Source organism: Kitasatospora phosalacinea, assembly GCF_000717185.1.
Taxonomy (GTDB): Bacteria; Actinomycetota; Actinomycetes; order Streptomycetales; family Streptomycetaceae; genus Kitasatospora; species Kitasatospora phosalacinea_A.
Genome location: NZ_JNYE01000046.1, coordinates 1 through 25946 on the forward strand (window position 1 = coordinate 1; position 25946 = coordinate 25946).

General features: G+C 75.8%; 20 protein-coding genes. 16 read left to right on the plus strand and 4 right to left on the minus strand.

Features of this window, described 5'->3' with window-relative positions; all coding sequences use genetic code 11:
- The 7 genes from OO57_RS20090 to OO57_RS20120 form a co-directional block, all read left to right on the plus strand.
- Window positions 1–1972 (plus strand): hypothetical protein (locus tag OO57_RS20090; protein WP_051777992.1); only part of this gene is annotated, 1972 nt, incomplete at its 5' end.
- A 164-nt stretch (window positions 1973–2136) separates the two neighbouring features.
- Window positions 2137–3702 carry a PucR family transcriptional regulator gene (locus OO57_RS20095; protein ID WP_033253944.1) on the plus strand — a complete coding sequence of 522 codons (1566 nt, stop codon included), beginning with the start codon at window positions 2137–2139 and terminating at the stop codon, window positions 3700–3702.
- A 124-nt stretch (window positions 3703–3826) separates the two neighbouring features.
- Entirely contained in the window at window positions 3827–5269 is a 1443-nt protein-coding gene (locus OO57_RS20100; protein WP_033253945.1) for an aldehyde dehydrogenase family protein, read from the plus strand.
- 109 nt (window positions 5270–5378) lie between these two features.
- A complete protein-coding gene (gene dxr, locus OO57_RS20105; protein ID WP_033253946.1) occupies window positions 5379–6608 on the plus strand; it encodes a 1-deoxy-D-xylulose-5-phosphate reductoisomerase in 1230 nt (409 codons plus the stop codon).
- 19 nt (window positions 6609–6627) lie between these two features.
- A complete protein-coding gene (locus OO57_RS20110; RefSeq protein WP_106974049.1) occupies window positions 6628–7935 on the plus strand; it encodes a M50 family metallopeptidase in 1308 nt (435 codons plus the stop codon).
- Window positions 7936–8062: 127 nt separating this feature from the next.
- Window positions 8063–9223 carry a flavodoxin-dependent (E)-4-hydroxy-3-methylbut-2-enyl-diphosphate synthase gene (gene ispG, locus OO57_RS20115; RefSeq protein ID WP_033253947.1) on the plus strand — a complete coding sequence of 387 codons (1161 nt, stop codon included), beginning with the start codon at window positions 8063–8065 and terminating at the stop codon, window positions 9221–9223.
- Window positions 9224–9304: 81 nt separating this feature from the next.
- Window positions 9305–10180, plus strand: a complete 876-nt coding sequence (locus tag OO57_RS20120) for a GNAT family N-acetyltransferase (RefSeq protein WP_051777993.1) — start codon at window positions 9305–9307, stop codon at window positions 10178–10180.
- 7 nt (window positions 10181–10187) lie between these two features.
- Here the strand turns inward: OO57_RS20120 and OO57_RS20125 are convergent, their stop codons facing one another.
- The 3 genes from OO57_RS20125 to OO57_RS45770 form a co-directional block, all read right to left on the minus strand.
- Window positions 10188–10739 (minus strand): GNAT family N-acetyltransferase, encoded by a 552-nt coding sequence (locus OO57_RS20125; protein WP_033253948.1) that lies wholly within the window; start codon window positions 10737–10739, stop codon window positions 10188–10190.
- A 49-nt stretch (window positions 10740–10788) separates the two neighbouring features.
- Window positions 10789–11694 carry an aminoglycoside phosphotransferase family protein gene (locus tag OO57_RS20130; protein WP_033253949.1) on the minus strand — a complete coding sequence of 302 codons (906 nt, stop codon included), beginning with the start codon at window positions 11692–11694 and terminating at the stop codon, window positions 10789–10791.
- 217 nt (window positions 11695–11911) lie between these two features.
- Window positions 11912–12898, minus strand: a complete 987-nt coding sequence (locus tag OO57_RS45770) for a ferritin-like domain-containing protein (protein ID WP_081973822.1) — start codon at window positions 12896–12898, stop codon at window positions 11912–11914.
- Window positions 12899–13126: 228 nt separating this feature from the next.
- On the opposite strand from OO57_RS45770, the gene rimP reads away from it, so the two are divergent.
- The 8 genes from rimP (at window position 13127) to truB (ending at window position 21507) form a co-directional block, all read left to right on the plus strand.
- Window positions 13127–13669, plus strand: a complete 543-nt coding sequence (gene rimP / locus OO57_RS20145) for a ribosome maturation factor RimP (RefSeq protein WP_033253952.1) — start codon at window positions 13127–13129, stop codon at window positions 13667–13669.
- 2 nt (window positions 13670–13671) lie between these two features.
- A complete protein-coding gene (gene nusA, locus OO57_RS20150) occupies window positions 13672–14673 on the plus strand; it encodes a transcription termination factor NusA (RefSeq protein WP_033253953.1) in 1002 nt (333 codons plus the stop codon).
- A 69-nt stretch (window positions 14674–14742) separates the two neighbouring features.
- The gene (locus tag OO57_RS20155; protein WP_081973827.1) at window positions 14743–15045 is read left to right on the plus strand and encodes a YlxR family protein; all 303 of its coding nucleotides are present in this window, start codon (window positions 14743–14745) and stop codon (window positions 15043–15045) included.
- Between the two features lie 190 nt (window positions 15046–15235).
- Window positions 15236–18346, plus strand: coding sequence for a translation initiation factor IF-2 (gene infB, locus OO57_RS41270; RefSeq protein ID WP_081973823.1), 3111 nt, complete (start codon window positions 15236–15238; stop codon window positions 18344–18346).
- A 127-nt stretch (window positions 18347–18473) separates the two neighbouring features.
- A complete protein-coding gene (locus OO57_RS20165; protein ID WP_033253955.1) occupies window positions 18474–18770 on the plus strand; it encodes a DUF503 domain-containing protein in 297 nt (98 codons plus the stop codon).
- A 137-nt stretch (window positions 18771–18907) separates the two neighbouring features.
- Window positions 18908–19345: a 30S ribosome-binding factor RbfA gene (rbfA, locus tag OO57_RS20170; RefSeq protein ID WP_033253956.1), complete on the plus strand. Its 438-nt coding sequence runs from the start codon at window positions 18908–18910 to the stop codon at window positions 19343–19345.
- A 2-nt stretch (window positions 19346–19347) separates the two neighbouring features.
- Window positions 19348–20523: a DHH family phosphoesterase gene (locus OO57_RS20175; RefSeq protein ID WP_234337422.1), complete on the plus strand. Its 1176-nt coding sequence runs from the start codon at window positions 19348–19350 to the stop codon at window positions 20521–20523.
- Between the two features lie 78 nt (window positions 20524–20601).
- Entirely contained in the window at window positions 20602–21507 is a 906-nt protein-coding gene (gene truB / locus OO57_RS20180; RefSeq protein ID WP_033253958.1) for a tRNA pseudouridine(55) synthase TruB, read from the plus strand.
- A gap of 38 nt (window positions 21508–21545) precedes the next feature.
- Here truB and OO57_RS20185 read toward each other — a convergent pair whose 3' ends face one another.
- A complete protein-coding gene (locus tag OO57_RS20185) occupies window positions 21546–22055 on the minus strand; it encodes a GNAT family N-acetyltransferase (protein WP_033253959.1) in 510 nt (169 codons plus the stop codon).
- 303 nt (window positions 22056–22358) lie between these two features.
- Here OO57_RS20185 and OO57_RS20190 point away from each other — a divergent pair, with 303 nt between their 5' ends.
- On the plus strand, window positions 22359–25919 hold the full coding sequence (locus OO57_RS20190; RefSeq protein WP_051777995.1) for a serine protease: 3561 nt from the start codon (window positions 22359–22361) through the stop codon (window positions 25917–25919).
- The last annotated feature ends 27 nt before the right edge of the window (window positions 25920–25946 follow it).

The window sequence follows — 25946 nt, forward strand, 5'->3', positions numbered from 1 at the left end:
CCCCCCGCCCCGCGCCCCCTTCCACCTCTCCACCTGGGCCACCGCCCCCCGCCCCGAGGCCGCCCCCGGCATCTACCGGCAGCACCACACCCCGCACGACCCCAAGGCCGCCGAACAGGCCGGCACCCCGGCGGGGCCGCTGCTGCTGCGGGCGGCGCTGAACCTGGCGGTCGGACTCTTCGTCTACCTCGAAGGCGTCTCCCTGGTGCAGGGGCTGCTGACCACCTTCGGGCTCACCGTCCCCAACTCCTTCGTCATCTCCCTGCTGATCGCCGCCACCGTCAACGTCTCGCTGATCATCGTGGTGCTGATGGTCTTCGGCCGGATGGGCCGCTGGGGCGAGGTGTGGCGGCGCTGGATCGCCCCCGTCCTCTCGCACGCCGTCACCGAGGTCCCCCCCGCCCCCGAGGCGGCGCCCGTCGTCGACGTGTGGGCCGAGCTGCGGCCGGCCGGGGAGGCGGTGCGGCGGCTGGAGGGGGAGCCGGTCGGGGACGTGGACTACGTGCGGCTGCACCAGGCGTGGCGGACGGTGGGGAGCGACCCGGTGGCGTGGCGGGAGTTCGCCGCGCAGGTGGCGGCCCGGGGCGGGGCGGCGTGCGCGCACCCGTCCGAGCAGCGGGACCTGCCGGGCGGGCGGGCGGGGCGGCACGACCTGCTGGTGCGCCAGGTGCGGCTGGGGACGGCGCAGGACGTGCCGAAGAACCCGGTCACGCACCGGAACGCGGGCTTCGCGCTGGACCCGCGGGTGCTGGGCACCTCGCTGCTGGCGGTCGGCCCGGCGGGCACCGGCAAGACCGCCGCGCTGGCCCGCCCGGTCGCCGAGGCGCTGTGCCTGCAGGCGCTGGCGGGCGCGGCCTGCGCGGTGGTGGTCGGGGCGTCCGACGCGGACCTCGGGCCCGACGACTGGTACGACGTGGTGATCGCCCCGGGCGACCCGGAGGCCCCGTACGGCCTGGACCTGTACGGGGCGGCGCCGCACTCGGACGAGGCGGCGGCCCGGCTGGCGGACGCGCTGCTGCCGGACGAGCTGGCGCCGCGGGCGGAGAGCGCCCGGGCCGCGATGCAGCAGGTGGTCGGGCCGTACCGGGCGGCGTACGGGCGGTGCCCGGGGGTGCGGGCGCTGCGGGCGCTGCTGGTGGGGGACGCGGAGGGCTGGGCGGAGCTCGGCGAGCAGTTGCAGAAGTCGGGGCGGCGGTCGGAGTTCGAGGCCGACCTGCAGCAGCGCGAGCGGATGCACGGCCGGGCCGACGACCCGGGCGCGCTGCTCGCGGACCGGCTGGCGCTGCTGGACCGGCCCGCGCTGGCGGCCGGGTTCTCCGGCGGGCCGGACGCCAAGCCCGCGTTCGCGATGCGCGCGCTGGAGCACCCGCTGCGGGTGCGGGTGAAGCTGCCCGAGCGCAGCCACCCGGAGGCGGCCCGGATCCTGTCGCGGCTGCTGCTGGGCCAGTTCACCCAGGCCGCGGCCGACCGCCGGGACCGGGAGCTGTTCGCCGGGATGGTGCTGGACGACGCCACCGCCGCGGTCGACGCGCAGGCGGTCCGCGGCGTCCAGCGGCTGCGCGGCGCCAACGCGGGCGTGGTGCTGCTGCTGCGCACGCTGTCCGACCTGCCGGAGCCGCTGCGCGCGCCGCTGTTCGGCGCGGTCGGCAACCGGATGGCGTTCCCGGGCATCGCGCCCTGGGACGGCCGGCTGTTCTCCGAGGCGTGGGGCACCCACCTGGTGCGGGAGACCGCGGTGACGCACGTCCCGGACACCTCCGGGGGAGCGGTCCGCCGGGCCGGGCGGCTGGTGCGCAAGGCGCTGTCCGGCACCACCGCGCAGACCGAGTCGGTCACCACCCGGGACGTCGAGCGGCACCGCTGGTCGCCGTCCGACCTGGCGCACGCGCTGCCGTCCGGGCACGCGGTGGTCTCGCTGACCTCGGTGACGGGGGAGCAGGTGCCGCCGCTGCTGGTCGACCTGCGGCACTGAGCGGGAAGGGGGCGACGGGTCGCGGAGCGGTCATCGTTGGGTCACGGAAGCTACGGACCGGCGGATTTCGGCACTCCGGGTTGTCCGGAGCGTCCATAATGGGGAGGAGAACCCTCACTCGCCCGGCGGCAACGGCGCAGCCGGGTCGAACCACCGAAGGTGCCATGCCCCCCACTCTCGCCTCCGTCGTCCGCACCACCGCGCTCCACCTGACGGTCCTGGCCGGCGCGGACCACCTGGAGCGACCCGTCCGCTGGGTCCACACCAGCGAGCTGGACGACCCCGCCCCGTTCCTCGAGGGCGGCGAACTGCTCCTCACCACCGGCATCAAGCTGGGCAAGGGCGCCGCCGAACTGGAGGCGTACGTGCACCGGCTGGCCGACGCGGGCGTGGTCGGCCTCGGACTGGGGGTCGGGCTCTCGCACCGGGAGGTGCCGCAGGCCCTGGTGGAGGCCGCCGCCCAGCGCGGGCTGCCGCTGCTGCGGGTGCCGGAGGCGACGCCGTTCATCGCGATCTCCAAAACCGTCTCGGCCGCGCTGGCCGCCGAGCAGTACGAGGCCGTCACCACCAGCTTCGAGGCGCAGGAGGAGCTGACCCGGGCCGCGCTCGGCAAGGACGGCACCACCGCGGTGGTGCGCCGGCTGGCGGCCCGGCTGGGCGGCTGGGCGGCGCTGTACGACGGCTCGGGCGCGCTGTCCGCGGTCGCCCCCGACTGGGCGGCCCGCCGGGCCGGCCGGCTGGCCGCCGAGGTCGACCGGCTGCGCCGCCGCCCCGCCCCGTCCAGCGCCGCGCTGCAGGGCCGGGCCGGGACGATCGACACCGCCGACGAGGACTACGTGGTGGTCCAGTCGCTGGGCGCCGACCGGCGTCCGCGCGGCTTCCTGGCGGTCGGCACCGAGGACCGGATCACCCCGACCGAGCGGTACGTGCTGAACGCCGCGGTCGCGCTGCTCACCCTCACCCTGGAACGTTCGCGCGAGCTGCGGCAGGCCGAGGAGCGGATGGGCGCGGCGCTGCTGCGGATGGTGCTGGCCGGTGAGGTGGGCGCCGCCCGGCAGGTCGCCGCGGGGCTGTTCGGCGGCCTGCCCGAGGGCACCGTCCGGGTGCTGGTCGCGGCCGCCGGGCCGGGGGCGGAGGCCGCGGAGGCGCTCGGCGAGCTCGGCGACCGGGCGGAGAACGCGGGCGGCAAGGTCGGCGAGAAGCTGCTGGTGGCCCGGGAGGACGGCGCGCACGGGCCGCGCCTGATGGTGCTCGCGCTGGACAACGGCTCGGTGCACCGGGCCTGCCTGGGCGCCGTCGAGGAGCACGAGGGCCTGGCGCTGGGCGTCTCCGCGCCCGCCGCCCTGGAGGACGCCGGGACGGCCCACGCCCAGGCCGAGCGGGCCCTGGCGGTGGCCCAGCGCGGCGGTCGCCGCACCGTCGACCACGAGGAGGTCGGCGCGGGTTCGCTGCTGCCGCTGCTGGGCGAGGAGGCCGTCACGGCCTTCGCCGAGGGCCTGCTGCGCCCGCTGCGCGAGCACGACCGCACCGCCCGCGGCGACCTGGTCGCCTCGCTGCGGGCCTGGCTCTCCCGGCACGGCCAGTGGGACGCCGCGGCGGCCGACCTGGGCGTGCACCGGCACACGCTGCGCTACCGGATGCGGCGGGTGGAGGAGCTGCTCGGGCGCTCGCTGGACGACACGGACGCCCGGATGGAGCTGTGGCTGGCGCTCAGGTCCGGCGAGGAGTAGCCACGGCGTGTCCGAGGCGTACTAATCGGCCCCCCGTTTTCGTCCCGTCCGTCCAATCGGAAACCCCGGTGCCGCCCCCTACCGTGAGGACGACAAGTCTTCGAGGGAAGGGGCCGGTGCGACCGTGACCACCACTCATGAGTTCTGGCTGGCCGGGCGGCGGGCGAGCGGCGAGACGGCGTTCGAGGTGCGCCACCCGCACGACGGCAGCCTGGTGGCGACGGTCGGCGTGCCGACGGACGCGCAGGTGGAGGAGGCCGTGGCGGCCGCCGCCGCCGCGGTGCCGGTGTTCGGCGCGACCCCGGCGCACCAGCGGGCGGCCGCGCTGGACCACGTCGCCAAGCGGCTGGCGGAGCGCACCGAGGAGATCGCCCGGCTGATCACCGCGGAGAACGGCAAGCCGATCAAGTGGGCGCGCGGCGAGGTCGGCCGGGCCGTGTCGGTGTTCCGCTGGGCCGCCGAGGAGGCGCGCCGGACCAACGGCGAGACCATGCGGCTGGACACCGACCCGGGCGGCACCGGCCGGTACGCGATCGTGCGGCGCTTCCCGCGCGGCGCGGTGCTGGGCATCGCCCCGTTCAACTTCCCGCTGAACCTGGTGGCGCACAAGGTGGCCCCGGCGATCGCGGTGGGCGCGCCGATCATCCTGAAGCCCGCCCCGGCCACCCCGCTGTCCGCCCTGGTGCTGGGCGAGATCCTGGCCGAGACCGACCTGCCGGCCGGCTCCTGGAGCGTGCTGCCGGTGGAGAACGCCAAGATGCCCGCGCTGGTCCAGGACGGCCGCCTGCCGGTGGTCTCGTTCACCGGTTCGGACAAGGTCGGCTACCAGATCATGGACTCGGTGCCGCGCAAGCACGTCACCCTGGAGCTCGGCGGCAACGCCGCGGCGGTGGTGCTGGCCGACTGGAGCTCCGAGGCGGACCTGGACTGGGCGGCGAGCCGGATCGCGCTGTTCGCCAACTACCAGGGCGGCCAGTCCTGCATCTCGGTGCAGCGGGTGATCGCCGACGCGAGCGTCTACGACCGCCTGGTGGAGAAGGTCGTCGCCAAGGTGAAGGCGCAGGTCACCGGCGACCCGTACGACGAGGCCACCGACGTCGGCCCGCTGGTGGACGAGAACGCCGCCAAGCGCGTCGAGTCCTGGGTCGAGGACGCGGTCGCCAAGGGCGCCAAGGTGCTGACCGGCGGCAGCCGGGACGGCGCCGCGTACGCCCCGACCGTGCTGGCCGAGCTGCCCGCGGACGCGATCCTGGCCAAGGCCGAGGTGTTCGGCCCGGTGCTGTCGCTGCACCGGGTGGAGGGCACCGAGGAGGCGTTCGCCGCGGTCAACGACTCGGCGTTCGGCCTGCAGGCGGGCGTGTTCACGCACGACGTGCAGACCGCGTTCCGTGCCCACCGCGAGCTGGAGGTCGGCGGCGTGGTGATCGGCGACGCGCCGTCCTACCGGGCCGACCAGATGCCGTACGGCGGCGTGAAGGACTCCGGCGTGGGCCGCGAGGGCGTGCGCTACGCGATGGACGACTTCACCTTCGAGAAGGTGCTGGTCCTCACCGGTCTGGACCTCTGAGCGGCCCCGGCAGGACCCCGGACGCCCCGCCCGCCGCCGCCCCCGGCGGTCGGCGGGGCGTCCGCGCCGGGGGCCGGGGCGGGGACGGCGGCAGGACACAATGGTGGGCATGAACTCGCTCGCCCATCCGCAGTCGCGCTTCACTCCGGTCGTCCGGGACCCGCAGGGCCCCCGGGAGTTGGTCATCCTGGGCTCGACCGGCTCGATCGGCACCCAGGCCATCGACGTGGTGCTCCGAAACCCCGACCGGTTCCGGGTGGTCGCGCTGTCCGCGGCCGGCGGCCGGGTGGAGCTGCTCGCCGAGCAGGCCCTCGCGCTCGGCGTGCACACCGTCGCGGTGGCCGACCCGGCCGCCGAGCCGCCGCTGCGCGCGGCGCTCGCCGCGAAGGCCGCCGGCGCCCCGCTGCCGCAGGTCCTGGTCGGCCCGGACGCGGCGACCGAACTGGCCGCGCTGGAGTGCCACTCGGTGCTGAACGGCATCACCGGCTCGATCGGCCTGGCCCCGACGCTGGCCGCGCTGCGGGCGGGCCGGGTGCTGGTGCTGGCGAACAAGGAGTCGCTGATCGTCGGCGGCCCGCTGGTCAAGGCGGTCGCGGGGCCCGGCCAGATCGTGCCGGTGGACTCCGAGCACGCCGCGCTGTTCCAGGCGCTGTCCGGCGGCACCCGGGCCGAGGTCCGCAAGCTGGTGGTGACGGCCAGCGGCGGCCCGTTCCGCAACCGCACCCGCGAGCAGCTGGCGGGCGTGACCCCCGCCGAGGCGCTGGCCCACCCGACCTGGGCGATGGGCCCGGTGGTGACGATCAACTCGGCGACCCTGGTGAACAAGGGCCTGGAGGTGATCGAGGCCCACCTGCTGTACGACGTGCCCTTCGACCGGATCGAGGTGGTGGTCCATCCGCAGTCGGTCGTTCATTCGATGGTGGAGTTCACGGACGGCTCCACGCTGGCCCAGGCGAGCCCGCCGGACATGCGGATGCCGATCGCGCTGGGCCTCGGCTGGCCCGACCGGGTGCCCGACGCGGCGCCCGGCTGCGACTGGACCAAGGCCGCGACCTGGGAGTTCTTCCCGCTGGACGACGTGGCCTTCCCGGCCGTCGAGCTGGCCCGCGAGGTGGGTACGCTCGGCGGGACGGCCCCCGCGGTCTTCAACGCCGCGAACGAGGAATGTGTGGACGCTTTCCTGAAGGGCGCGCTGCCCTTCACCGGAATCGTGGACACTGTGGCGAAGGTGGTCGCCGAGCACGGCACCCCGGCGGCGGGAACTTCGCTCACGGTGGAGGACGTACTCCAGGCTGAGCACTGGGCCCGCGCCCGGGCCCGGGAGCTGGCGGCAGGTTAGGTACGACGGAGGCGGAGCGGTGGACAAGCTGATGTGGGTGCTGGGCGTCCTGATCTTCGTGGTCGGGCTGTTGTTCTCGATCGCCTGGCACGAGCTCGGCCACCTCTCCACCGCGAAGCTGTTCGGCATCCGCGTCCCGCAGTACATGGTCGGCTTCGGGAGGACCGTCTGGTCGACCAGGCGCGGCGAGACCGAGTACGGCCTCAAGGCGATCCCGTTCGGCGGCTACATCCGGATGATCGGCATGTTCCCGCCGGGCGCGGACGGCCGGATAACGAAGCGGTCCTCCTCGCCCTGGCGCAGCATGATCGAGGACGCCCGGGCGGCCTCGTACGAGGAACTGCAGCCCGGCGACGAGACCCGGCTGTTCTACACCCGCAAGCCGTGGAAGCGCGTCATCGTGATGTTCGCCGGGCCGGGCATGAACCTGGTCCTGGCGATCGGCCTGTTCCTCACCCTGTTCATGGGCATCGGCGTCACGCGGTCCACGCCGACCATCCAGTCGGTCAGCGAGTGCGTCGTCCCGGTCAGCGCCCAGACCGACACCTGCCAGCCCGGCGCCGAGAAGTCCCCCGCCAACGCGGCCGGGCTGCGGGCGGGCGACACCGTGCTGGCCTTCGACGGCGTGAAGATCCACGACTACGACCAGCTGCAGGCCCTGATCCGGGACTCCGCGGGCAAGCACGTGGACGTCGAGGTCCGGCACCGGGACGGCAGCACCCAGACGCTGGCCGCCGACATCAAGACCAACACCCTCGCCGCGCTGGACGGGGACGGCTACCCGATCAAGGGCCGGACCGTCACCGCGGGCTTCCTCGGCATCACCCCCGCCACCGGCGTCCACCACATGTCGGTCGGCGAGAGCGCCGACGAGATGGCGAAGATGGCGGAGCACGGCGTGGAGTCGCTGGCCCAGCTGCCCGGCAAGATCCCCGGCCTGTGGCACGCCGTCGTCGACGGCGCCCCGCGCGAGCAGGACTCCCCGGTCGGCATGGTCGGCGCGGCCCGGCTCGGCGGCGACGTGTTCGCGATGGACCTGCCCGCCACCCAGCAGCTGGCCTTCTTCGTCCAGATGCTCGCGTACATGAACTTCATGCTGTTCCTGTTCAACATGCTGCCGCTGCTGCCGCTGGACGGCGGCCACATCGCCGGGGCGCTGTGGGAGTCGGTGCGCCGCACCGCCGCCAAGGTGCTGCGCCGGCCCGACCCCGGGCCGTTCGACGTGGCCCGGCTGATGCCGCTGGCCTACGTGGTCGCCGGGATCTTCGTCTGCTTCACCGGCCTCGTGATGGCCGCCGACATCGTCAACCCGGTGCGCATCAACTAGCCGCGCGCCACCCGCGGCCGGGTGTGCCCCGCCACCCGGCCGTGGCGTACCGTTGGACGCCGGGCGCCCCCGCCACCGCGGGCGCGCCCCGACTCACCGAACCTCTCCAGAGGAAAAAACTGCGCACATGACCGCGATCTCGCTCGGTATCCCTTCCCTGCCGCTCAAGCCGCTGGCCCAGCGCCGCCACTCGCGTCAGATCATGGTCGGCAACGTGCCGGTCGGCGGTGACGCGCCGGTCTCGGTGCAGTCGATGACCACCACCCTCACCTCCGACGTCAACGCCACGCTGCAGCAGATCGCCCAGCTGACCGCCTCCGGCTGCCAGATCGTCCGGGTCGCCGTCCCCTCGCAGGACGACGCCGACGCGCTGCCGATCATCGCCCGGAAGTCGCAGATCCCGGTGATCGCCGACATCCACTTCCAGCCGAAGTACGTGTTCGCGGCGATCGACGCGGGCTGCGCCGCCGTCCGGGTCAACCCCGGCAACATCAAGGCCTTCGACGACAAGGTCGGCGAGATCGCCAAGGCCGCCAAGGACGCGGGCGTGCCGATCCGGATCGGCGTCAACGCCGGATCGCTCGACAAGCGGCTGCTGGAGAAGTACGGCCGCGCCACCCCCGAGGCGCTGGTCGAGTCCGCGCTGTGGGAGTGCTCGCTGTTCGAGGAGCACGACTTCCGCGACATCAAGATCTCGGTCAAGCACAACGACCCGGTCGTGATGATCAACGCCTACCGGCAGCTCGCCGCCGCCTGCGACTACCCGCTGCACCTCGGCGTCACCGAGGCCGGGCCCGCCTTCCAGGGCACCATCAAGTCCGCGGTGGCCTTCGGCGCGCTGCTCGCCGAGGGCATCGGCGACACCATCCGGGTCTCGCTCTCCGCCCCGCCGGCCGAGGAGATCAAGGTCGGCATCCAGATCCTGGAGTCGCTGAACCTGCGCCAGCGCGGCCTGGAGATCGTCTCCTGCCCGTCCTGCGGCCGCGCCCAGGTCGACGTCTACAAGCTCGCCGAGGAGGTCACCGCCGGCCTGGAGGGCATGGAGGTGCCGCTGCGGGTCGCCGTCATGGGCTGCGTCGTCAACGGCCCCGGCGAGGCCCGCGAGGCCGACCTCGGCGTCGCCTCCGGCAACGGCAAGGGCCAGATCTTCGTCAAGGGCGAGGTGATCAAGACCGTGCCCGAGTCGAAGATCGTCGAGACCCTGATCGAGGAGGCCATGAAGCTGGCCGAGCAGATGCAGGAGGAGGGCGTCGAATCCGGCGCCCCCGTGGTCGTGGCCGCCGAGTGACGGCCTGAACTCCCCCGGCGGGGCCGCCCAGCGGGCGGTCCCGCCCGTCCGAGAGGTGCCCCCGTGCTCGACCGAGGTGTGATGCTGCCCGGCCCCTTCCAGGCCGCCCGGGCGCTCGCCGCCACCCGCGTGCTGGAGGCCCCCGACCTCGACGACGCGCTGGAGATCCTGCGCCGCGACCCCGTCGCCAACGCCTTCGTCGCCACCCGGGTGGAGGCCGTCGGCCTCGACCCCTGGCGGCTCGGCGGCGAGATGTGGGGCTGGCACGACGCCGCCGGCCGGCTCGACGCGCTCTGCTACGCCGGGGCCAACCTCGTCCCGGTCGGCGCCGGGCCGGAGGCCGTCCGGGCCTTCTCCGAACGCGCCCGGCGGCAGGGCCGCCGCTGCTCCTCCATCGTCGGCCCCGCCGAGGCCACCGCGATGCTCTGGGCGCTGCTGGAGCGCTCCTGGGGCCCGGCCCGCGACGTCCGCGCCCACCAGCCGCTGATGGCCACCTCCACGCCCGTCACCGAGGTCGAGCCCGACCCGCTGGTGCGCCGGGTCGGCCGCGCCGAGATCGAGGCGCTGATGCCCGCCTGCGTGGCCATGTTCACCGAGGAGGTCGGCATCTCCCCGCTGGCCGGGGACGGCGGGCTGCTCTACCAGGCCCGGGTCGCCGAACTGGTCTCCACCGGACGCTCGTTCGCCCGCTTCGACGAGGACGGCAAGGTCGTCTTCAAGGCCGAGATCGGCGCCGTCACCGCCGGGGCCTGCCAGGTCCAGGGCGTCTGGGTCGCCCCCGAGCACCGCGGCAAGCGGCTCTCCGAGACCGGCATGGCCGCCGTGGTCAACACCGCCCTCGCCGAGGTCGCCCCCGTCGTCTCGCTGTACGTCAACGACTTCAACACCCGGGCCCGCGCCGCCTACCGCCGGGTCGGCTTCCGCGAGGTCGGCGCGTTCATGAGCGTGCTGTTCTGACCCGCCGTCAGGCCCGGGACGGGTCGCGCAGCGGCAGGTGGGCGCCCATCACCGCGTACGGGCGGGTCGTGTTCGGGAAGCGCACCGCCGGGGCCAGGTCCCGGTAGCCGAGCGAGCGGTACAGCCGCCGGGCCGGGGTCTCCGCGTCGATCGCCGACAGGATCGACCGGTCCAGGCCGGAGCGCCCGCACAGCGAACGGATCAGCCGGGTGCCCACGCCCAGGCCCTGGAACTCCGGCAGCACGTGCAGCTCCGTCACCGCGAACACGCCGTCCAGCCAGCCCTCGTGGCCGCGCGCCGCCAGGTACGGCTCGATCACCGTCGACCACCAGTGCTCCCGCTGGTTCGGCATCCCGTACCCGAACCCGACCAGCCGCCCCCGCGCCATCGCCCCCAGCGCCACCACCCCCGGCTGCAGCGCGTGCCGCCCCACGATCGGCAGCCGCACCGCGACCTCGTGCGGACCCAGCCCGAACGCGACCGCCTGGACCTCCAGCACGGCGGGCGCCCACGCCGCCAGGTCGATGGCCTCGATCGTCACCCCGGTGAGCTGCTCCATGAAGCGGGACGTTACTACCTGCCGCCGCGGGCGGCCGACCGCCCCGGCCTCACAGCCAGGACGCGAACTCCAGGCGGAGCTCGGCCGCCGCCGGGTCGCCCGCCGCGAACGCCCCCAGCGCGGCGTCCACCGCCCGCAGCAGCGTCCACGCCCGGACCCGGTCGGCGGGCAGCTCCACCGCCTCCGCGAGCTGCGCCAGCCGCCGCCGCGCCGCACCGCGCGGGCCCGGCGAGGCGGCCAGCGTGTCGATCCGGTCCAGCACCAGCCGGGCCAGGTCGTACGCCCGGTCGCCGACCAGCGGGCGCGGTGCCACCGCCAGCCACGGGGAGCGGTCCGCGGCCAGCACCCTGCCGTGCTGGAAGTCACCGTGCAGCAGCCAGTCGCCGCCGCTGCCGTCCGCGGCCAGCGCCAGCGCCTCCAGCGCCTCGTCCACCAGCGGCCCGGCGTCGTCCGCCGCGGGCAGCGCGCGCCGCTCGGCGATCCGGGCGGCGGCCCGGGCGGCGCGGTCGGCCAGCAGCTCGAACGGGTGCCCCGGCAGGACCGGCACCCACAGCCGGCGCAGCAGGCTGGTCGCCTCCAGCATCGCCTTCGCCTCGGCCAGCGAACGCAGCGGGATCTCGCCGTGCAGGCGCTCCAGCAGCAGCGCCCCGTCCGCCTCGTCCAGCAGCAGCACCGCGCCCCGCCCCGCCCACACCCGCAGCGCCGCCGCCTCGGCGGACGGCCGGGCGACCTTCAGCGCGACGGGCGCCAGGTCGTCCGCGCGGTGCGCGTACACCACCACGCTGCTCCGGCCGCCCGGCTCGACGGTCCGCTCCGGCACCAGCCGCCACTGCGCGAGCCGCTGCGCGAGCGCCTCCGGCAGCCCCGCCAGCCAGGCTGCGGCGTCGGGGGAGCCCTCCGACCGGACCGATGCGACGAGGCGTTCGGGGACGCTGAACTGCGCGGGTTGTGCCATGGCAGCGATTATCCGGTCCCGGGGGCGCGGCAGCGGGCGATCAGCGGCTCGGGAGGGGCGCGTACTCAGGGGCCCGGGGAACGGCGAGTCCGGGCTGCCGGCGGCCGGAGCCCGTCGGAGGTCCGTGCTGCTCCGGGCCGTGGGAACAGCACCCGAAGCAACGGCCCGCACCCGCAGCAGTCCCGTGCCCGCCGTTCCCCGGGCCCCTGACGGGGCGTCACTGCTCCGCGGAGAGGCCCGGGAGGGCGGGGAGGGCGGCGCCCCAGTGGGCGGCGCGCAGGGCGCACTCGCGCAGGGCGGCGGCGGCCTGGTCGCGGTAGGCGGGGGCGGCGGCGAGGTCGGCGTAGGCGGCGGTCAGCTGGGTCTCCAGGTGGGCGGCCAGCCGGGTGGCGGTCGCGGCGTCCTTGACCGGGAAGGGCAGCCGGTAGCCGGCGGCCGCGGCGGCGGGGGAGGAGCCCCCGGCGGCCAGCAGGCGCTGCCAGGCGTCGCGCCGGGCCTGGTGCGCGGCGTACGTGGTGCGGGCGTCCTCGCGCTGGGGCCCGGCGGGCAGGAAGGCGCCGACGACGCCGTAGCCGTAGACGGCGGCGTGCTCGGCGGCGAGGGCCGCCTGCAGGGCCTCGGTGTCGGCGGCGGGCACCGCGGGCGCGGAGGCGGAGGCGGAGGCGGACGGCGAGGGGGACGGGGCGGGGGCCGCGGGGGCGGTGGTGTCGCCGAGGGCCGCCGCGTGGGCCGCGCCGGAGGCGGCGACCGAGGCGAGGGTGCGGGCCAGTCCGGGGGAGGCCGCGGCGAGGTCGGCCAGCCGCAGGGCGGCGGTGCGCTGCTCGGCGGCGGCCAGGTCGGCGGCCGTCGGCGCGGCGGTCGCGGCGGTCGCGGAGGCAGCGGCGGAGGCGGACCGGGAGGCGGGGGCGGACGGGGAGGCGGAGGGCGCGGGCAGCGTCCGGGCGAACTCCTCGCGGTGCCGGACGACGTCCGCGCGCAGGTCGCCGAGCGGGCCGGGGTCGGTGCCCGCCGCGGCGAGGGCGGCGTCGTACCGGGCCAGCAGGGCGTCGGTGGCGGCGAGTTGGCGCAGTCGCAGCGGGCGGTCCGGGTCCTCGGCCTGCGGCTGCGGGGGCTTCGCCGGGTGGTCGTCGGTGCAGCCGGAGAGCAGGTGGAGGCCGGTGAGCGCCCCGAGGGCCAGGAAGGTCCGCCGTGTGGGCGCGGGCATCGGTGCTCCAGCGGGGTCGGTGAGGGCCGGGTGCCCCTCGTCGGGAGAATCTTTACCGGAGCCGCACACGCTCCGTACGGAGCATGGACGGTATCCGACCGTTGTGAGGTTCCTCGCAGGGGGTGCGGGCGGCCCGGGTCGGAATCGGCGGTTCGGGGGTTGACCCGATAGGCTGCGCGGTGAGTTAGCACCTTCGACAACAGCAGACGCGGCCGAGGAGTCACCCGGATGAGCACCACCCCCACTGACCGGCTGCGCGCCCTGTTGGAGCCACTGGCGGCCGAGGCCGGGCTCGACCTGGAAGAGGTCAAGGTGACCCAGGCCGGCAGCCGCCGCCAGGTGCAGGTCGACGTGGACGCCGACGGCGGTGTCGACCTCGACGCGATCGCCGAGTTCTCCCGCCTGGTCGGCCAGGCGCTGGACGACTCCGACCTGATGGGCGAGGCCCCGTACCTGCTGGAGGTCGGCTCCCCGGGCGCCGAGCGCCCGCTGAACGAGCCGCGGCACTGGCGCCGGGCGACCGGCCGGCTGGCGGCGGTCAAGCTGGTGGACGGCGCGGAGCTGACCGCGCGGGTGCTGGAGAGCGACGAGGACGGCGCGCTGGTCGAGGTGCAGCCGGTCAAGGGGCGCGGCCGCCCCAAGGAGCGCCGTCTGGAGTTCGCGGAGATCGCGCGGGCCCGGGTGCAGGTCGAGTTCAACCGCAAGGACGAGGAACTGCTCGACGCCGCCGCCGACATCGCGGACGTGGACGAAGAGGAAGAGGAGGCGTAGTCGTGGACATCGACATGAGTGCCCTGCGCGGGCTGGTCACCGAGAAGGGCGTGCCGTTCGACCTGCTGGTCGAGTCGATCGAGTCGGCCCTCCTCATCGCGTACCACCGCACCGAGGGCTCGCGCCGCCGGGCGCGGGTGGAGCTGAACCGCAAGACCGGCCACGTGACGGTCTGGGCGCTGGAGGACGCGTCCGAGCTGGACGAGGGCGTCGAGCCGAAGGAGTTCGACGACACCCCGTCGGGCTTCGGCCGGATCGCCGCGTCCACCGCCAAGCAGGTCATCCTGCAGCGGCTGCGGGACGCCGCGGACGACCAGACCTTCGGCGAGTACGCGGGCAAGGAGGGCGACATCGTCACCGGTGTCGTCCAGCAGGGCAACGACCCGAAGAGCGTGCTGGTCGACATCGGCAAGCTGGAGGCCATCCTGCCGCCGCAGGAGCAGGTCCCGGGCGAGGACTACCGGCACGGCACCCGGCTGAAGTGCTACGTGGTGGGCGTGCGGCGCGGTGTGCGCGGCCCGTCGGTGACGCTCTCGCGGACCCACCCGAACCTGGTGAAGCGGCTGTTCGCGCTGGAGGTCCCGGAGATCGCGGACGGCTCGGTGGAGATCGCCGCGATCGCCCGCGAGGCCGGCCACCGCACCAAGATCGCGGTCTGGTCGCGCCGCCAGGGCCTGAACGCCAAGGGCGCCTGCATCGGCCCGAACGGCATGCGGGTGCGCGGCGTGATGGCCGAGCTGCACGGCGAGAAGATCGACATCGTCGACTGGTCGGAGGACCCGGCCGAGATGGTCGCCGCCGCGCTGTCGCCCGCCCGGGTGACGAAGGTGGAGATCGTCGACCTGGCCCAGCGCTCCGCCCGGGTGATCGTGCCGGACTACCAGCTGTCGCTGGCGATCGGCAAGGAGGGGCAGAACGCCCGCCTGGCCGCCCGGCTGACCGGCTGGCGGATCGACATCCGTCCGGACACCGAGGCCCCCGCCGAGGAATCTTCGGCCCGGTAGCAACGTTGTCATGTGCCCCCGGGAATCTACTCGGCGGCGGTGAGTCCCTTCGGAGGGGTAGACTTGAACGTGTCTGGCCGGACGCATGTCCGGGCATGCCCTGAACGCACCTGCGTGGGCTGCCGCAAGCGCGCGGCCAAGCACGAGCTGCTGCGTGTCGTGGCGGGCGAGGGCGGATGCGTCCCCGATCCCCGCGGCACTCTGCCGGGCCGGGGCGCGTATCTTCACCCCGACCCGAGCTGCCTCGACCTCGCGGTCCGCCGCCGGGCGTTCCCCCGGGCCCTCAAGGCCCAGGGCGCGCTCGACCCCGGCGCCCTGCGGGAGCACCTCGGGGCGGGAGCAGGTCCGGCCGACCGGCAGTCGGCCCACTGACGGGCCCAGCGCCCGGCAACACGCACCAGCGCACGGCACGTGGTACGCCGCCGTGCGCCCCAGTCAGGTACCTCGCGAGATGGAAGTAGGTCGAGATTGCGATGAGCACTCGATGAGTACGCGATGAGTACGCCCATGAAGTAACGGCAGTCCGGCGGACGAATACCCCGGACGCATAGACAGGAGCGAAGTGGCTAAGGTCCGGGTTTACGAACTCGCCAAGGAGCTTGGTTTGGAGAGCAAGGCCGTCATGGCCAAGCTCACCGAGCTGGGCGAGTTCGTGCGTTCGGCGTCCTCGACGATCGAGGCGCCGGTCGTACGCAAGTTGACTGACGCTTTGGGAGCGACCCCGCCGTCCGGCGGCGCGTCCTCCGCGAAGCCGGGCCCGCGGAAGCCCGCGGCGCCCCAGCCGTCCGGCGGTGCCGGTTCGGCCGCACCCAAGCCGGGTGCCCCCACCCCCGGCCCGCGTCCCACCGGGACGCCGGGCCCCCGTCCGACTCCGGCTCCGGCCGCCCCCGCGCCCGCCGCGGGCCAGGCCGCCCCGAAGCCCGCCGGCGCCCCGACCCCGGGTCCGCGTCCGGCGGCGCCCGCCCCGGCCGCTCCGGCGCCCGCGGCGGAGTTCTCCTCCCCGGCCCCGGCCGGCGAGGCCCCGACGCGTCCGGCCGCCCCGCGGCCGGCCCCGGCCAACCCCGCGGCCCGTCCGGGCCCGCGTCCGGCCGGTCCGCGTCCGGGCAACAACCCCTTCACCTCGGGCGGCGCGTCGGGCATGGCCCGTCCGTCCGCCCCGCGTCCGGGCGGTGCGCCGTCCGGTGAGCGCGGCCCCCGTCCCGGTGGCGAGCGCGGTCCCCGTCCGGCCGGTGCGCCGGGTGGCGAGCGTGGTCCCCGTCCCGGTGGCGAGCGCGGTCCCCGTCCCGCCGGTGCGCCGGGTGGCGGTGCGCCGCGTCCGGGCGGTGCGCCGTCCGGCGAGCGCGGTCCCCGTCCCGGTGGCGCCCCGCGTCCCGGTGGCCCGGGTGCCGGTGCCCCCCGTCCCGACGGCATGCCGCGTCCGGCCGCTCCGCGTCCGGGCGGTGCGCCGAGCCCGTCCGGGATGCCCCGTCCGAACCCCGGCATGATGCCGCAGCGTCCGGGCCCGCGCCCGGGTCCGGGTGCCGGTGCGCGTCCGGGTGGCCCCGGTGCGCGTCCGGGTGCTCCGGGCGGTGCCCGTCCCGGCTTCCAGGGCCGTCCGGCCGGTCCGGGCTCGCGTCCGGCCGGTGGCGGCTTCGGCGGCCCCCGTCCGGGTGGCGGCGCCGGTGGCGGTGGCGGCTTCGGTGGCGGCGGTGCCCGTCCCGGCGGCTTCAGCGGTCGTCCCGGCGGCCCGGGTGCCCGTGGCGGCACGCAGGGCGCGTTCGGTCGCGGCCCCGGTGGCCGTCCGGCCCGCGGCCGGAAGTCGAAGCGCGCGAAGCGCCAGGAGTACGAGGCCATGCAGGCCCCGTCCGTCGGCGGTGTGATGCTGCCGCGCGGCAACGGCTCGACCGTTCGCCTGTCGCGCGGTGCGTCGCTGACGGACTTCGCGGAGAAGATCAACGCCAACCCGGCGGCGCTCGTCTCGGTGATGTTCAACCTCGGTGAGATGGTCACCGCCACCCAGTCGGTCTCCGACGCCACGCTGCAGCTGCTGGCCGACGAGATGGGCTTCGTGCTGGAGATCGTCAGCCGGGACGACGAGGACCGCGAGCTGCTGGAGTCGTTCGACATCGACTTCGGTGTCGACGAGGGCGACGAGGAGCAGCTGGCCCCGCGTCCGCCGGTGGTCACCGTCATGGGTCACGTCGACCACGGCAAGACCCGCCTGCTCGACGCGATCCGCAAGACCAACGTGGTCGCGGGCGAGGCCGGCGGCATCACCCAGCACATCGGTGCGTACCAGGTGGTCACCGAGGTGAACGGCGAGCAGCGCCCGATCACCTTCCTCGACACCCCGGGTCACGAGGCGTTCTCCGCCATGCGTGCCCGTGGTGCCAAGTCCACCGACATCGCGATCCTGGTGGTCGCGGCCAACGACGGCGTCATGCCGCAGACGGTCGAGGCGCTGAACCACGCCAAGGCCGCCGGCGTGCCGATCGTGGTCGCGGTCAACAAGATCGACGTCGAGGGCGCGGACCCGACCAAGGTCCGCGGCCAGCTCACCGAGTTCGGCCTGGTGGCCGAGGAGTACGGCGGCGACACCATGTTCGTCGACATCTCCGCCCGCCAGGGCCTCAACATCGAGGAGCTGCTGGAGGCCGTGGTCCTGACCGCGGACGCCTCCCTCGACCTGCGCGCCAACCCGGAGCAGGACGCCCAGGGCATCGCGATCGAGGCCCACCTGGACAAGGGCCGCGGCGCCATGGCGACGCTGCTCGTCCAGCGCGGCACCCTGCGGGTCGGCGACTCGATCGTGGTCGGCGACTCCTACGGCCGCGTCCGCGCGATGCTGGACGAGAACGGCAACAGCCTCTCCGAGGCCGGCCCGTCCCGTCCGGTGCTGCTGCTCGGTCTGACCTCGGTGCCCCGCGCCGGCGACAGCTTCATCGTCGTCGACGAGGACCGCACCGCCCGCCAGATCGCCGAGAAGCGCGCCGCCCGCGACCGCAACGCCTCGATGGCCCAGCGCCGCGTCCGCGTCTCGCTGGAGGGCTTCGAGGCCGCGCTGGCCGCCGGCAACATCGAGAAGCTCAACCTCATCATCAAGGGTGACGTCTCCGGTTCCGTCGAAGCCCTCGAGGACGCCCTCGTCAAGCTGGACGTGGGCGAGGAGGTCGAGCTGCGGGTCCTGCACCGCGGTGTGGGTGCCATCACCGAGTCCGACGTGGACCTGGCGATGGGCTCGGACGCCATCATCATCGGCTTCAACGTGCGCGCCGAGGGGCGTGCCCGTACCGCGGCCGAGCGCGAGGGCGTCGACATCCGGTACTACTCGGTCATCTACCAGGCGATCGAGGAGATCGAGGCCGCGCTCAAGGGCCTGCTCAAGCCCGAGTACGAGGAGGTGCGCCTCGGCTCCGCGGAGATCCGCGAGGTGTTCCGCTCCTCCAAGTTCGGCAACATCGCCGGTGTGCTCGTCCGCGAGGGCATCATCCGCCGCAACACCAAGGCGCGCCTGCTGCGCGACGGCAAGGTCGTGGCGGAGAACCTCAACATCGAGGGCCTGCGCCGCTTCAAGGACGACGCCACCGAGGTCCGCGAGGGCTTCGAGGCCGGTGTCACCCTGGGCTCGTTCAACGACATCAAGATCGAGGATGTCATCGAGACCTACGAGATGCGGGAGAAGCCGCGCTCGTAGCAGGTGCTGAACCGGGGCCGGCCGGCGGGACGCTTTATCCCGTCGACCGGCCCCGGCCGCGCTTGTTAGGGTCTGGGCCAGTCGGAAATCCTTCGAGGCCCCCCAGACCGGCTCAGGTCTGTCCCACATGTTCGTAGGAACACTCACCTTCGACCTGCTCCTCGGCGACGTGCACTCGCTCAAGGAGAAGCGGTCGATCGTGCGGCCCATCGTGGCCGAACTGCAGCGCAAGTACAGCGTGTGCGCCGCAGAGGTAGGCAACCAGGATCTGCACCGCAGGGCCGAGATCGGCTGCGCGGTGGTCTCCGGCGACGCCGGGTACGTCAGCGAGATCCTGGACAGCTGTGAGCGGCTCGTCGCCGGCCGCCCCGAGGTGATGCTGCTCTCCGCCCGGAGGCGGTACCACCACGACGACGACGAATGACCTGCGGGAGTCACCACCGTCACACCCGCACAGGACCGAGAGCGCCCACAAGGCTGGGCGCGGGCGGGTACGTTGGGAGAGGGCCCCACCGGGTGAGGTCATGACCCGGGTACGCGCCTACTGCACGAGGAGGCAACGTGACCGACACCGCTAGGGCGCGCAAGCTCGCCGACCGCATCCAGGTGGTCGTGGCGGAGACCCTGCAGCGCCGGATCAAGGACCCGCGCCTGGGGTACGTCACCATCACCGACGCCCGGGTCACCGGGGACCTGCGCGAGGCCACGGTCTTCTACACCGTCTACGGTGACGAGACCGAGCGCGAGTCCAGCGCGGCCGCGCTGGAGAGCGCCAAGGGCATCCTGCGCTCCGAGGTCGGCAAGCAGACCGGGGTCCGGTTCACGCCGACCCTGACCTTCGTCGCCGACGCCCTGCCGGACAACGCCCGGAACATCGACGACCTGCTGGACAAGGCCCGGGTCTCCGACGCCGCCGTCCGCACGGCCGCCGCCGGGGCCGCGTTCGCCGGCGACGCCGACCCGTACAAGTCGTCCCGCGACGACGACGAGGACGAGTGACCATGGCCGGGGAGCCGGCCGAGTCCGGTGCCGCGGGGGCGGTCTCCACCTTCGAGGTGGAGACCGCCCTCGCGGTGCTTCCGGGCCCTCGCAGCGGGTCGTCGGCCGGCTCCGGGGCGGAGTCGGAGTCGGGGGCGGCGGGCGGCGCGGGCCGGTTCGAGGAGGAGTGGCGGCGCGCCCTCGAACTGGTCGCGGGCAGCGACGAGATCGACCTGATCTGCCACATCTGCCCGGACGGCGACGCGCTGGGCTCGGCGCTGGCCGCCGGGCTGGCGCTGCGCGGCCTGGGCAAGCGGGTGCGGGTGTCGTTCGGCGACGACCCGCAGGTCATCCCGGAGTCGCTGTCCTTCCTGCCCGGGCAGGAGCTGATCGTCCCGGCCGCGGCGGTGCCCGCGGCGCCCGCGCTGGTGCTGGCCTTCGACGCCGCCTCCGAGGAGCGGCTCGGCCTGCTGCGGGACAAGGCCTCCGCGGCGGACGCGCTGGTGGTGTTCGACCACCACGCCTCCAACCCCGGCTTCGGCACCGTCCGGCTGATCGACCCGTCCGCGCCCGCCACCGCCGTCCTGGTGGACGAGCTGCTGCGGCGGCTGCGGGTGCCGCTCGACCAGTCCATCGCGACCTGCCTGTACACCGGCATCGCCACCGACACCGGCTCGTTCAAGTACCGGGCCACCACGCCCGCCACCCACGAGATGGCCGGGCGGATGCTGGCCACCGGCATCCGGCAGGACCTGATCTCCCGCCAGCTGTGGGACACCACCTCCTTCGGGTACCTCAAGGTGCTCGCCGGGGCGCTGGAGCGGGCCGCGTTCGAGCCCGAGGAGGCCGGCGGGCACGGGCTGGTGTGGACCTGGGTGCCGTACCAGGACATGGCGCTGTTCGGCGTCACCGTCGAGGAGATCGAGGGCCTGATCGACGTGCTGCGCAAGCCCGCCGAGGCGGACGTCGCGCTGGTGCTCAAGCAGGACCCGGACGGCACGCTGCGCGGCTCCTGCCGCTCCCGCGGCGCGGTCGACGTCGCGGCGGTGTGCGCCCGGCTCGGCGGCGGCGGGCACGTGTACGCGGCCGGGTTCAGCACCCGGGAGGCCGTGGCGGACGCCGTGCAGCGGTTCCGGACGGCGCTGGCCGAGGTCGCCGCGGCGGCGGACCCGGACTCCGGGGGGCCGGGCGCGCGCTAGGCTCGTGCGGTTCGGTGGTCGGGCCGCGGGAGCGGCCGCGCAGGGATGCGCGCGGAATTTCGAAATGATGATGAAGCGATGAAGCGTAAAGGCACGGGCCCCGACGGGCTGGTCGTCGTCGACAAGCCGGAGGGCATCACCTCGCACGGCGTGGTCGCCAAGCTCCGCTGGCTGGCCGGGACGCGGAAGGTCGGGCACGCGGGCACCCTCGACCCGATGGCCACCGGCGTGCTGGTGATCGGCGTCGAACGGGCCACCCGGCTGCTCGGCCACCTGATGCTCACCGCCAAGACCTACGAGGCGACGATCCGGCTCGGGCAGACCACGGTCACCGACGACCGGGAGGGCGAGGTCACCGCCTCCGCCCCGGCCGACGGCGTGGCGCGCGCGGCGATCGACGCCGGGATCGCCGCACTGACCGGCGAGATCATGCAGGTGCCGTCCAAGGTCAGCGCGATCAAGATCGACGGGAAGCGCTCGTACGCGCGGGTGCGCGAGGGCGAGGACTTCGAACTCGCGGCCCGGCCCACCACGGTGCACTCCTTCACCCTGCACGGGGTGCGGCCCGCCGTCGCCGAGGACGGCACGCCGGTGCTCGACCTGGACGTCACCGTCGAGTGCTCCTCCGGCACGTACATCCGGGCGCTGGCCCGCGACCTGGGCGCCGGGCTCGGCGTCGGCGGGCACCTGACCGCGCTGCGGCGCACCAGGGTCGGGCCGTACGGGGTCGAATCGGCGCACACCCTGGAGCAGTTGGAGGAGAAGCTGGAGGTGCTGCCGATCGCCGAGGCCGCGGCCGCCGCCTTCCCGCGCTGGGACGTCGACGCCGAACAGGCCCGGCTGCTCTCCAACGGCATGCGGCTGGACGCGCCCGGGCTGGGCGCGGACGGGCCGGTCGCGGTCTTCGACCCGGACGGGCGGTTCCTGGCGCTGGTCGAGGAGAGCGGCGGCAAGGCGAAGCCGGTGGCGGTGTTCGTCGGCTGAGGGCGCGCGCCCGCTGCGGCGGCCCGGGTGCGGCTGTTTCAGCGCAGCGCCAGGTGCCAGTCGTTGCTGTGCAGGAAGCGGCCGGAGCGCTGCGGGTACTCGAAGGCGCACGGCCCGCTGCTGGTGAAGCCCAGCCGGGCGCAGAGCGCGTTGGACGGGGCGTTGTCGACGGCCGGGAAGGCGTGCAGCACGCCGGGCGCGGAGGCGTCCGCGGCCACCAGGGCGCGCAGCGCGGTGAGCACCGCCCGGCCCGCCGCCAGCGCGACGCCGCGGCCCTGGAACTCCGGCAGCACGTTCCAGCCGGTCTCGTGGACCTCGGCGCCCCGCCACTCGCGCCGGTGGTGGGCGATCGACCCGGCCTCCGCGCCGTCGACCAGCACCGCGTACACCGTGCCGCCCAGGGCCGGGAGCCCGAGGTAGCGGCGGTGGCGCAGGAGCAGCTGCTCAGGGGTCTCCGGGCCGCCGACGTGGCGGCGCATCAGCGGGGTGTTGATGCGCTCCAGCAGGCCGAGGCGGGAGTCGGACCAGGGTTCCAGGCGGACGTCCATGACCGGCAGGGTGGACCGGGGAGCGGGTGCGGGGCCAGCGGTTTTCCGGCGGGCGGTGGCCGGTCGCCCGGCCAAGTGCGGCAGTGCGGAAGGCAGTTGGGGCGGGTGGGGGCGGGGCGGGTGGTTCGCGGACGGGTGCGCGCCGGACGGGGTGGCAGGGGGCGCGCGGAGTGAAGCGGTGTGGTGAGAGGGGCGTGCGGGGTGCCGTGGGGCTGGTGGGGGGCAGGCTGACCGGCGGCGTGTACGGCGGCCGTACCCCGTCCCGTACGGGGCCGGGCGCGGCCCGGCGGGAGGACTGGCGGGATGGGCGAGGGTGCGGGCGCCGGCTTCGCGGGGGATCCGGCACAGGCGCTGCTGCGGATCAGGGACCAGCAGGGCCGGCTGTGCGGCCTCGGCTTCGTCGCCGACCGCGTCGGCACCGTCGTCACCGCGCACGAGGCGGTGGCCGGACTGCCCCGGCTGGTGCTGCACACCCCCGGCGGGCAGTCCCGGGTGCTCGGCCCCGAGAGCGTCGACCTGCTGCCCGACCGCGGCCTGGCCCTGCTGCGCACCGCCGCGGTCGGCGGCGTCCCCGGACCGCCGCTGCCGATCGGGCGCGGCCGGGTCACCGGCCCCGTCGCCGCCCTGCACCAGCGCTGGGAGGACGGCGCGCCCGCCCTGACCCGGGGCGGCCCGCTCGGCCGGGAGAGCGGGCGCTGCGGCGACGGCGCGCAGGTGCGCACCGTCCCCGGCGTCCTGCTGCTCGACCTCCCGGTGGCCCCGCTCGCCGGGGCGCCCGTCCTCGACCCCGGGACGGGCGCGGTGCTCGCCGTGGTCTCCCCCCGGGTGCGCGCCGTCCCCGGCCCCGGCGTCGCCGCCGTCCCGCTCGCCGCCGACACCGCACCGCCCGCGGACACCCCGCTCGACCGGCTGCTGGCCCGCAACGCCGCCGACGCCCCCGCGTACGGCCGGGCGCTCAACCTGGGCGGGGCGCTGCGCCTGACCGAGGCCCAGCTGGAGGGCGCCGCCGCCGGGCCCGGCCGGATCGCCGAACTCGCCGCCGACCGGGTCGACCGCCCCGACGGCCTCAGCGGCGAGGAACCGCAGGACGTCCTCACCGTGCTGCTCGGCGGCAGCGGCAGCGGCCGCACCACCGAACTCGCGGCCCTCGCCGTCCGCCGGGCGGGCGCCGCGCAGCCGCTGCCGACCCTGTGGCTGCGCGGCGCCGACCTCGCCCCCGGCGACCGCACCCTCGGCGACCCGCTGCGCCGCCGACTCGCCGCCGCGGCACGGCAGTTGGGCGTCCCGGAAGTCGAGCCGGGCGAGCTCGCCGCGCTGTGCGCCGCCGCCGGACGGCCGTTGCTGGTGATCCTCGACGGGCCCGAGGAAGCACCGCTCGCCCTCTCCGCCCGCTGGCTGGCCGCCGGACTCGACTGGCTGCGCACCCACCGCGCCCGCGCCCTGGCCGCCTGCCGCCCCGACGGCTGGGAGCAGCTAGGCCCCTGGCGGGCCGCCGCCCGGGCGCTGTGGCTCGGCCCGCTCACCGCCGACGCCGCTGCCCGCGCCGGGCGGCGCTACGGCCTGCCCGCGGGGTTCCTCGGCCCGGCCGACCGCGGCCACCCGCTGGCCCTGCGGCTGGCCGGCGAACTGCGCGGCGCGGGCGTGCACGGCCCCGTCGGCAGCCGGGCCGAACTCTTCGACGGCTGGCTCGACCTGGCCTGCCTCACCGTCGCCCGCCGGGTCGCCCTCACCCCCGGCGGCCCGCGCCGCCACCGCCGCGGCGCACCGCCCGCACCCGGCGAGGACGCCCGGCAGGTGCGGCGGCTCGCGGCCGTCGCGGCCGGGCGGCTGCACGAGGCGGCCCGGCTGATGCTCGGCGCGGGCGACGGGGCGCTGCCCGCCGGGGAGTTCGCGCGGCTCTTCCCCGACCAGGGCGGGTGGGCCCGGGCCGTCCGGGAGGAGCGGCTGCTGGTGCCCGCGGGGGCGGGCCACCGGGCGGGGCACGAGGAGTGGGGGGAGTGGCTGCAGAGCCTGCACCTGGACCTGGACGCGGCGCTGCGGCTGGTGCTGGAGGAGGACGGTGCGGAACGGGCGGCGGAGGCGGCGGGGGGAGAGGGGGACGCGGGAGGCCCGGGCGGCGGGCAGGGTGCGGGAGGTGACGGCCGGGGCGCGGGGGAGACGGGGTGCGACGGGACGCCAGGTGCCCCGGCGGACGGCAGCGGCCCCGGGCCCGCCGTTCCCCGGGCCCCTGACGGGGCCCGCGGCGAGGCTCTCGACGGGCTCCTCGGTGGGGCCGGTGCCGGGGCCGGGTCGGGCGTCGGGCGGTGCCGGGCCGGGGTGGTGGCGGGGGCGCTGCGGCGGGCGGGCGAGGGGCGGGGGGTGGCGGTGCTGGACGGGTGGCTGCGGCGGGCCCTGGCGGCGCTGGAGCGCTCCGAGCGGGGCGGGGAGGCGGACTGGTGGGCGGGGCGGCTGCTGGCGGAGGGGATCGCGGGCAGCCCGGAGCCGTCCGCGCACCGGGAGCTGCTGGAGCGGCTGGCCGACCGGGCCGGGCGGGACGAGCGGTTCGGGGCGGCGTTCTGGGCCGGCCTGCCGCTGCCGGTGGCCGAACGGGCCGCGCTGCTGGGCCGGTTGGCCGACGGTCCGGGCCGGGCGGAGGTGGTGCGGGCGGCGGCGGCCGAGCTGCTGGCCGCGGACCCGCGCGGGGTGCTGCCGCTGCTGTGCGCCTGGTACGAGGAGGGCCCGGCGGCGGCCGACCTGGCCGACGAACTGCTGTACGAGCACCGGGCGCTGGCGCTGGACGAGCTGACGGAGGCGCTGGTCGCCGCCGCCCACCCGCGGGCGGACGCGCTGCTGGGCCGGCTGGCCGAGCGGGAGCCGTCCGCGCTGTGCCGGGCCGTCGACCGGTGGAGCCACGACCCGCGCCCCGAGCGGCACGTCGCGGCGGCCGTGCACGCGCTGCGCACCGCCCCGCACGCGGGCGGCTCGGGCGCGCAGCTGCTGCGCCTGGCGGCCCGCACGCTGCTCGCCCGGGAGGACGAACCGGCCCTGCACGGCGCGGCGCTGGCGCTGCTGGTGCGCGATCCGCAGGGCCGGGCCGAGCACCTGGCGGCGGCGCTGGCCGCGTACCGGGCGGGGGACCCGTTCCTGACCGCCCACGTGCTGGCCGACCTGGTCGCGGAGCACCCCGCCCAGGTGCTGGCGGCGGTGCGCGAGCGGCTGCGGCTGCCGGGCGCCCGGTCGGCGGAGGACCTGCGGGTGCTGGACGGGGCCGCGGACCCGGCGGTGGCCCGCTCCGGGGTGCTGCTCGCCGCCGAACTGCTGCGGGGCGGCCCGGAGCCCGCCGCGGAGGTCGCCCGGCACCTGGACCGGCTGCTGGACGCCGGGCGCGACGGCCGCCCGCTGCTGGACGCGGTGCTGGCCGCCGGGCCGCCGGTGCGGGCCGTCTTCGTGCCGGTGCTGGCGGCGCCCGGCGGCGGCCGGGAGGAACTGCTGGACGCGCTGCTGGCCGCCGAGCGGGACGAGCGGGTGCTGGCGGCGGTGGTGGAGGCGCTGGCGGCCCGGCACGCCGGGCACCCGGAGCGGCGGGTGCGCGAGCTGCTGCGGCTGGTCGCCGAGCGGTGGCCGGGCGCGGACGCCGTCCTGGTGCGCTGTGCGGGCCGCTGGGCGGGTTTCGCCCGCCTGCTGGCGTCCTGGCCCGAGGACGGCCCGCCACCGCCGCAGGGGCCCCGGCTGGCCCGGATGCGGGCCCTCACCGCGTCCGGCCGCGACCCGCAGTACGCCGCGGCCGAGGCGGAGCGGCAGGTCGACCGTCCCGGCGGCCGTCTGACGGGTCACACCGAGGGCCTTCCGGTACCTGGGCAGGGTCGGTCGCATGGCACGCTATAGGGGTTCGGTTTCGGTCTTTCGAGTGCA